7 protein-coding genes and 1 pseudogene are annotated in these 9,274 nt (G+C 38.3%); 2 read left to right on the top strand and 6 right to left on the bottom strand.

The window, feature by feature from the left end:
- A pseudogene (locus tag WBN20_RS06715) lies at positions 1-317 on the top strand (serine hydrolase domain-containing protein); the annotation flags it as partial.
- Positions 318-357: 40 nt separating this feature from the next.
- Here the strand turns inward: WBN20_RS06715 and WBN20_RS06720 are convergent.
- The 6 genes from WBN20_RS06720 to WBN20_RS06745 form a co-directional block, all read right to left on the bottom strand.
- The gene (locus tag WBN20_RS06720) at positions 358-1,515 is read right to left on the bottom strand and encodes a methionine aminotransferase (RefSeq protein WP_424281151.1); all 1,158 of its coding nucleotides are present in this window, start codon (positions 1,513-1,515) and stop codon (positions 358-360) included.
- Between the two features lie 104 nt (positions 1,516-1,619).
- Complete coding sequence (locus WBN20_RS06725) at positions 1,620-2,366, bottom strand: succinate dehydrogenase/fumarate reductase iron-sulfur subunit (protein WP_424281152.1); 747 nt, start codon at positions 2,364-2,366, stop codon at positions 1,620-1,622.
- Positions 2,367-2,372: 6 nt separating this feature from the next.
- Positions 2,373-4,376: a fumarate reductase/succinate dehydrogenase flavoprotein subunit gene (locus WBN20_RS06730; protein WP_424281153.1), complete on the bottom strand. Its 2,004-nt coding sequence runs from the start codon at positions 4,374-4,376 to the stop codon at positions 2,373-2,375.
- A 2-nt stretch (positions 4,377-4,378) separates the two neighbouring features.
- Complete coding sequence (locus tag WBN20_RS06735; RefSeq protein WP_424281154.1) at positions 4,379-5,047, bottom strand: succinate dehydrogenase cytochrome b subunit; 669 nt, start codon at positions 5,045-5,047, stop codon at positions 4,379-4,381.
- A gap of 174 nt (positions 5,048-5,221) precedes the next feature.
- Positions 5,222-5,626, bottom strand: coding sequence for a DUF2721 domain-containing protein (locus WBN20_RS06740; protein ID WP_424281155.1), 405 nt, complete (start codon positions 5,624-5,626; stop codon positions 5,222-5,224).
- 11 nt (positions 5,627-5,637) lie between these two features.
- The gene (locus WBN20_RS06745) at positions 5,638-8,487 is read right to left on the bottom strand and encodes a VPS10 domain-containing protein (protein ID WP_424281156.1); all 2,850 of its coding nucleotides are present in this window, start codon (positions 8,485-8,487) and stop codon (positions 5,638-5,640) included.
- A 188-nt stretch (positions 8,488-8,675) separates the two neighbouring features.
- Between WBN20_RS06745 and WBN20_RS06750 the strand changes: the two genes are divergently transcribed.
- A partial coding sequence (locus WBN20_RS06750) for an aminopeptidase P N-terminal domain-containing protein (protein ID WP_424281157.1) occupies positions 8,676-9,274 on the top strand: 599 nt, incomplete at its 3' end.

A 9,274-nucleotide genomic window follows, 5' to 3' on the forward strand; every position in this document is an offset into this window, starting at 1 on the left:
CCGAAGATATGGCCCGTTTTGGCTTACTATTTCTTAACAATGGAAAATGGAACTCAGAACAGCTTATTAGCGAAGCCTGGATAAATGAGGCAATTACACCTTCGGCACCAAATCCAAATTATGGTTATATGTGGTGGCTTAACAATAAAGGAGATCGCCATTGGGAGGGGCTTTCGGAAAATATCTACTATGCCGCCGGTTTTGGAGGGAATTTTATTGTTATTTATAGGGCTAATGACCTGGTAGTGATCACAAGATGGTTGGAACCCTCAAAGATTGGCGATTTAATGAGCCTAATTCAGGAAGCAATGGATTAGAATAGGCGTAAAGGGCGCAGATAATACTATTAGGGATTGGCTAGATTGTTGTGATGATTTCGGCGGCCTTTAAAAGCGTTTCCGTGGTTTTTGCAAAACAAATCCGAATCTGTTTATTATCTACAAGATCTTTGTTAAAAACTGAAATCGGGATACAGGCAATACCCAATTCTTTAGTTAGCCTTTCTGCAAAAGCAATATCGCTTTCGTTGCTGATTTCTGAAAAATCCAAGAGTTGAAAATATGTTCCCTGAGTAGGATTAAATTTGAATCTTGAGCTTTTAATTGCAGATAAAAACAAATCACGCTTTTCCTGATAAAAAGGGCCTAAATCCAAGTAGTGGGCTGGCTTCTTCAGATATTCCGCCAGTGCTCGCTGAAACGGATGATTAACGCAAAACACATTGAATTCATGAATTTTCTGGAATTCTTTCATTAGTTCTGCTGGAGCCGCGCAATAACCCATTTTCCAACCGGTTGCATGAAAAGTTTTACCAAATGAGGCACAAACAAAGCTTCGTGATGCCAAATCCGGGTATTTTGAAGCACTCTCATGTGAGTTACTATCAAATATTATATGCTCATATACTTCATCGCTTAACAAGATGATATTAGTGTCTTTCAGACAACTTTGAAGCATTAACATATCGGATTTTGAAAATACCATACCACTGGGGTTATGTGGCGTATTAATAATGACCATCCTGGTTTTGTTGTTAAGATGTGCTTTAAAAACATCCCAGTCTATGGCATAGTCCTTTCCGGTTAATTGAATTAATATAGGAATACCACCATTTGCCTTAATAGCCGGTTCATAACAATCATAGGCCGGTTTAAGAACGATTACCTCATCATTTGGCCATACCAGTGCTGAAATTGCAGTAAAAATAGCCTGTGTAGCTCCTACTGTAATAGTTATTTCCGACTGCGGGTGATAATTTGTTCCATATAAAAGCGAGATCTTTTCAGCAATAACCTCTTTAAGAGGATAGATACCACCTAAAGGAGCATATTGATTGTAACCATCTTTCATTGCTTTTGCAACCAATTGAATAAGAACAGGATCTGGTTCAAAATTGGGAAAACCCTGTGCTATGTTAATTGCGTTGTGCTCGTTAGCAAGTCTGCTCATGGTACTAAATATAGATTCAGGCAGCTCGGGCAGTTTTGAAGTAATATTGTGTGCAGACGACTTCATAGCGTAATAGTTATGGTAAAAATAGCAAAAAAGATATGGTGATAATGCAAATAAAAATCCCGGATAATACTATCCGGGATTTTAGAAGTATATACGTTTTTCTATTAGCCTTTTATGGAAGCACTCAAATATTCTCTATTCATCCTGGCAATATTCTCCAAAGAAATACCTTTTGGGCACTCTATCTCACATGCCCCTGTATTCGTGCAGTTTCCAAAGCCTTCCAAATCCATCTGGCGCACCATGTTTTCTACGCGCTCTGATGCTTCTATTCGTCCTTGTGGCAATAAGGCAAACTGCGATACTTTGGCGGAAGTAAACAACATGGCGCTGGCATTTTTACAAGCTGCAACACATGCACCACAACCAATGCAAGCTGCCGCATTAAATGCCTTATCCGCATTCTCTTTCCGTATAGGAATGGAATTAGCATCAACTGTTCTGCCTGAAGTGTTCACAGAAATAAAACCACCCGCCTGTTGAATGCGTTCAAAAGAATTTCTATCTACAATCAAATCTTTGATTACGGGGAAGGCTTTAGCTCTAAAGGGTTCAATTACTATAGTATCTCCATCTTTAAAACTACGCATATGTAGTTGACATACGGTGATAAGTCTGTCCGGACCATGCGGGCGTCCATTAATTTGAAGAGAACATGTCCCGCAAATACCTTCTCGGCAATCATGATCAAACTCAATAGGCACCTCTCCTTTCGAAATTAAATCTTCGTTTAATATATCCAGCATTTCCAGAAAGGACATATCGCCTTCAATACCATTCATGGTATAGTCTACTATTTTTCCTTTTGAGGAAGCATCTTTTTGACGCCATATTTTAAGATAAATCTTCATAACTTATTATTTATAGGAACGCGTCTTTAATTCAATATTTTCATAAATCAAATTCTCTTTATGCAATTTGGCGTCTTTTGGCTCTCCTTTATATTCCCAGGCCGAAACAAATTTGAAATTTTTATCGTCACGTAAGGCTTCCCCCTCAGGAGTTTGATATTCTTCCCTAAAGTGACCGCCACAAGACTCATTACGTTCCAGGGCATCCATAGCAAAAAGTTCTCCAATTTCTAAGAAATCTGCTACACGACCCGCTTTTTCTAATTCCTGATTTTTATCATCTGCAGCTCCGGTCACTTTTACATTCTCCCAAAAATCCTTCCTTAAAGCGGCAATTTCTTCAACAGCTTCTTTTAATCCCTTAGCATTACGAGACATACCACATTTATTCCACATGATTTTACCAAGCTTTTTGTGATAGTAATCAACAGAATGAGTGCCCTTAGCGGACATTAATTTATTGATCTTATCCAAAACATCTTTCTCGGCCTTATCAAATTCTTCAGAATCGGTTGGTATAGGCCCTGTACGGATATCGTCGGCTAAAAAATCACCAATAGTGTACGGCAAAACAAAGTAACCATCTGCCAAACCTTGCATTAACGCAGATGCTCCAAGCCTGTTTGCTCCATGGTCACTGAAATTTGCCTCCCCTGCTGCATAACATCCGGGAATGGTAGTCTGTAAATTGTAATCAACCCATAAACCTCCCATGGTATAATGAACCGCAGGGTAAATCATCATTGGCGTCTTATATGGATTTTCATCCACAATTTTTTCATACATCTGGAATAAGTTTCCATATTTGGCTTCCACGACCTCTTCCCCCAGCGTTCTTATATGTGCATTATCCGCATCTTTCAGGCCAGATGTGAGTGCTTTTTCCCTTCCATAACGCATTATGGCTGCATCAAAATCCAGATATACAGCTTCTCCCGTTTTATTTACTCCGTATCCGGCATCACAACGTTCTTTAGCAGCCCTTGAAGCTACATCCCGTGGCACGAGATTTCCAAAAGCAGGATATCTGCGTTCTAAATAGTAATCTCTGTCCTCTTCTTTTAATTGTGTTGGCTTTAATTTTCCTTCCCGGATAGCCTTCGCATCATCTAACTTTTTTGGCACCCATATCCGTCCGTCGTTCCTAAGAGATTCGGACATTAGGGTTAGTTTGGATTGATGTTCTCCTGAAACCGGAATACAAGTAGGATGGATTTGTGTATAGCAAGGGTTCGCAAAAAATGCGCCTCTGCGGTGTGTGCGCCAGGCAGCCATTACATTGGCCCCCATACAATAGGTAGAAAGAAAAAATAAATTACCATATCCCCCCGAAGCAATTACAACTGCATGTGCGGAATGTCGTTCTATTTCACCTGTAATCAGGTTTCTTGCAATAATCCCTCTTGCTTTACCATCGACAATTACCAAATCCAGCATTTCGTGCCTTGTATACGACTTAATCTTCCCACGATGTATCTGCCGGTTCATTGCCGCATATGCTCCTAATAAGAGTTGCTGTCCAGTTTGTCCTTTGGCATAAAAAGTTCTGGAAACCAAAACGCCGCCAAAGGATCTGTTATCTAAAAGACCCCCATAATCACGGGCGAATGGTACTCCCTGGGAAACGCATTGATCAATGATATTACCGGAGACCTCTGCTAAACGATAAACATTAGCTTCGCGCGACCTATAATCACCGCCTTTTACGGTATCATAAAATAGTCTGTAATCACTATCTCCATCGCCCTGATAATTTTTAGAAGCATTTATTCCGCCCTGCGCGGCAATAGAGTGTGCCCTTCTGGGGGAATCCTGGTAACAAAATGTTTTAACATTGTACCCTAATTCTGCGAAAGAAGCGGCAGCAGAACCGCCGGCCAGACCAGTGCCAACAACGATAATATCAATATTACGTTTATTAGCAGGATTTACTAAATCAATTTCATTTTTATGTTTTGTCCATTTCTCGGCCAAAGGACCCGATGGAATTTTTGAATCAAGAATGCCCATAATTAATGCGTTATAGGGTTAAGATGATGATATAGTGCAATAAAGACGAATACTAAAGGAATTATGACTGCATAGATTTTAGCAAATGATTTGATTGAAGGTGTGTATTTATTGTTTAAACCCATACTTTGAAAAGATGAGGCAAATCCATGCCATAAATGAAGGCTGAGCAATGCGAAAGAAACAACATAAAGAATGGTTCTCCACATAGGAGCAAATTTCTCAACGGTTTCTGTATAATAACGGGTAGGGTCTTCAGGATTAGACTCAATATATTTATAGGTCATTTCATGAATCCAAAAGTCATAAAAGTGTAAGCCCAGAAAAGCAAGGACAACCAGACCTGTGATTATCATGTTGCGTGAAACCCATGAAGCGTTGTCACCTCCTTTGTATTTGATGTATTTTATTGATCGTGCCTGTGTGTTTTGAATCTCAAGAACTATTCCCATTACAAAATGCACTATAACGCCAATTATTAATACTGGCTGCATTATGTATTGTACCAGCCCATTATATCCCATAAAATGCGACCATTGGTTAAAAGTGTCAGGGGAAATTACAGAGGTTAAATTAATGGTTACATGAAGTAACAAAAACAATACCAAAAAAAGACCTGAAAGGGCCATTACCACTTTCCGAGCTATGGACGATTTAATCAGTGAACTCATTAGTTATAGTTTAGGGGACCAAATTTAAGTCAAGAGGAAATCATTAACAAATTTCCGGACCTATTAGAATGGTATTTAGATTGATTTTATGCAAATACAAAGAGTTTGACGGATCTTCTAAAAGAAAAACGGTATAAACCAGGTAAAAATAGAGCTAAAATAAATTTATCAATATTATTCCTTTACATTTTTATCTCCCATATCTGACAATTGGATCTTAAGGGAATTTGTGGAGAGTTGTACTTCAATCAAGGATAAAACCAACGAAATCATAAGAGCAAGAAGGCTAATACCAAAGATGAGGTTGGCCCAGAAACCTTGTTCTATATAGATAAGAAACATAGTGATGGCACTGAACAGGAAACTTAGTATTGCGACAGCCTGCATATTCTTTATAATTTGAAGCCTTCTTTCTAATTGACGGACCTGTATTCCCAACCCACGGGATGCCTTTTCCTGATATTGTTTATGCAACTGACGTATAAGTGCTGCGATTGCCAAATACCGGGCATTATATGCCAACATACTTAGCGAAATGGCTGGAAATAAAAGTGCCGGTATACTTAAAGTTAATTGCATATTAATTAGGTTTATTCAATTTTGAAATTAATTTTTTGACTTGATGCAGCTGAAGAAATTTCAATCTCATAGGCACCTATTGGTAAATAGGTTTTACCATCTTTGGCCGTTTTAAGTTTCACCTTATTTTTTTTCAAATAATCCAATTTTCCTTTCTTGGAAAATGCGACATCAAAAGACATAATATTTAAACCTTTGTCTGCCTTAAGCACGGACTCACTTACTACCGTTTTATCTGAAGATAAAACTTTAGTGGAGTAATTAGTTGGTTTTTGCGAATAGAATATAATGTCCAATCCGGGAGTATTTGGTTTTGACCAAGCGCTATAAGGATTTCCCCATCTTTGAGAATGTTTTAGATTATCCGTTTTAAAAATATGTAATTCCTTGGCAAGGATTTTCTCATTCACTTCCTGTAAACATGAAATATTTGCCTTATAAATACTTCTTCCATGGGTCCCCACCAATAGGTCTTTAGCATCTGGCTGAATTACCAAATCGTGTACAGCAACATTGGGAATTCCGTTTTGAAATAATTCCCAGGAACTACCTTGATTGACTGACATGTAGTGTCCGTTGTCTGTACCTATAAATAAGAGATTTTCATTTTCAGGATCTTCAATTATTACATTTATTGGTGAAGCCGGAAGTTTGGAACCAATATTTTTCCAGGAATTACCATAATCATTACTCATATAAACATAGGGCGTAAAATCATCCTTGCGGTAACCATTAAGTGTAACGTATATCCTTTCTTTTTTATGTTTGGAGGCTGCAACCCTGCTAATCCAGAGATTTTGGGGAAGTTCACCTGATATCAAATCCCAGTTTCCACCACCGTTTTTAGATAGATAAACCAAACCGTCATCACTGCCTGTATAAACCAAACCAAATTTTAAGGGAGATTCACTAATGGTTGTTATAGTACCAAATGCTACATTGCCTTTTTTCCCTCCCTTGGTAAGATCGTCCGAAATAACTTCCCAGGTGTCACCCTGATTAAGTGACCGGTGAAGTTTGTTACTCCCCAGGTAAAGAATATCCTGATTATGTGTGGAAAGAAGTATTGGCGTCTGCCAATTAAAGCGGTAAGGTTGCTCACCTAATTCATGTTTGGGTTGTATGCCGATGGTTTTATCTTCATTTAAAGTAAGGCGATAATAATTACCAAATTGAAACCCCGTATAAACAATATTTGAATTCCTTTTGTCTATCTGTACCTGCATCCCATCTCCTCCAAGAATCATTTTCCAGGGATAATGTCCACTCTGTTGCCATTCGCTATTCTCCACAGCGTTGTGGGCTCCTCTCCATACACCATTATCCTGAAGACCTCCATATACATTATAAGGCTTTTCAAAGTCAATATTAATAGCGTAGAATTGACCTACGGCAGGTGCATTATTTTTAATCCAATTGGCTCCGTCATCATAGGAGATATTTACTCCGCCATCATTTCCATTAATTAGATGTCCAGGTTTTTGAGGATTTACCCACAGAGCGTGATGGTCGGCATGTACATTATCCCCATTTATTGAGGTGAAGGTTTTTCCTCCATCATCAGACTTTATGATGGGAACACCTCCCAAATAAATTTTATTTTTATCTGTGGCATCTACTCTGATCTGTGCAAAATAATATCCATAGCTGTAAAAAAGGTCATCAATATATTTTTCATTTCTTTTATTCCAGGTCAATCCTCCATCTTCACTTCTATATACCTCGGCTCCAACAACCGGGGTATCAAATAGTAAGGAATTAGCATTTTCAAGATAGTTGGCAAGATCCTGAGGTTTAGCAGTACCACTTTGAATAAGCTGTTTTACATTCTCAGCCTTGTATTTTTCCTGAAACCCATTATTTTTCAGATACTTATCAAGTTCTTTATTATCCAGTTTAAGAAAAGTGTCGACAGTCATTGACTTAAATTCATCTTTAGTTAGTCCGTCTGATTCTTCAGGATCTTTATCCTTCTTTGTCCTTCGAAATTGACTATCCAGGACGGCATACACAGTATTTTCATTATATACCGCTAGTCCGATACGTCCAACATTTTCGCCAGAGGGGAATCCACTGTTCCCACCACTTATCTTGGTCCAGGTACTGCCACTATCTATGCTCTTATAAATACCAGAACCACCACCGTTACCTTTAAAATTCCAGGCTTTTCGATCCTTTTCCCAGGCCGCCGCATAAATTATATTAAATTTTCCAGGGACAAAAGCCAAGTCGATAATGCCAGTGGAGTCATTGATATAGAGTGTTTTTACCCAGGTTGAACCTCCATCTGAAGTTTTATAAACTCCGCGTTCATCATTATTAGTGTACAAATGACCGGTTACACCTACAAGCAACTCTTCGGGGTTATTGGGATTTAACAGGATTCTGCCAATATGCTGTGAATCTAAAAGGCCCATATTTTCCCAGGATTTACCCTTATCATTAGATTTTAGGAGGCCAATGCCAGCATAGGAAGAGCGTGATGCATTATTCTCACCAGTTCCTACCCATATGGTCCCGGAAACCCAATCTATGGCAATATCTCCTATATTTTGTGTAGCAGAATTATCCATTACAGGTGAAAATGTGGTGCCATTATTATTTGTATACCAAAGCCCGCCCGAAGCATAGGCCACATAAAATTCTGTTGGATTTTTTGGATTTACATCAATATCTACAACTCTTCCACTCATTACTGTAGGACCAATACTGGAGAAAGGAATATTCTTAACCAGGGAATTGGCTTCCATTTGCTTTTTGAGCATAAGGGCTTCCTCAACATTTTTCGATTGACCCGATATGGATTGAGCGATACTTATAAAAAAAACGAAAAATGCAATTAGTGGCAGATTAAATTTCATGGGTTTGAAAATAAATATTTATGCGTGAAAATATGAATTTGCGGTTGTGCAGGCAAAAATATACTCATAGACTTCTGTTTATTTAATGATTTACTGAGAAATTATTAGAGTCTGAAAACTTTTTAATATAGTCTGCCTTTTTGAAGTAAACATGCTTATGCTTATTTTTGAGAAAAGTACTTTCTTTTATGAAATATGAACAAATAAATAGCGAACTTTTTAAAAAGAATCGGAAAAAATTCATGGCTGAAATGAAGCCAAAGAGCATTGCGATTTTTAATTCCAACGACATCTACCCAATTAGCGCTGACAGCACCATGCCCTTTCAACAGCATAGAGATATTTTATACCTCAGTGGTGTAGATCAGGAAGAATCCATCCTTTTGCTTTTTCCAGATGCGATTGATAAAAAAAGCAGGGAGATATTATTTGTAAGGGAAACAAACGATCACATAGCAGTCTGGGAAGGGGCGAAGTTAGATAAGGATCAGGCAACTGCCGTTTCAGGGATAGAATCTGTGCATTGGTTAACAGATTTTGATAAAATATTTTTTGGTCTGATGACCGAAGCTGAATGTATTTATTTTAATACCAATGAGCACTACAGACAGTCAGTAGAGACTCAAACCAGGGAGGACCGTTTTATTTTAAAATGCAAGAATGATTTTCCAGCGCACCTTGTAGCCAAGAGCAATCCCATATTACAACAGATAAGGGGTGTAAAAGAAATTGAGGAAATTAAACTTATCCAGCATGCGTGTGATATAACAGAAAAGGGTTTCCGTCG

This window comes from Eudoraea sp. (genome assembly GCF_049665975.1).
Taxonomy (GTDB): domain Bacteria; phylum Bacteroidota; class Bacteroidia; order Flavobacteriales; family Flavobacteriaceae; genus Eudoraea.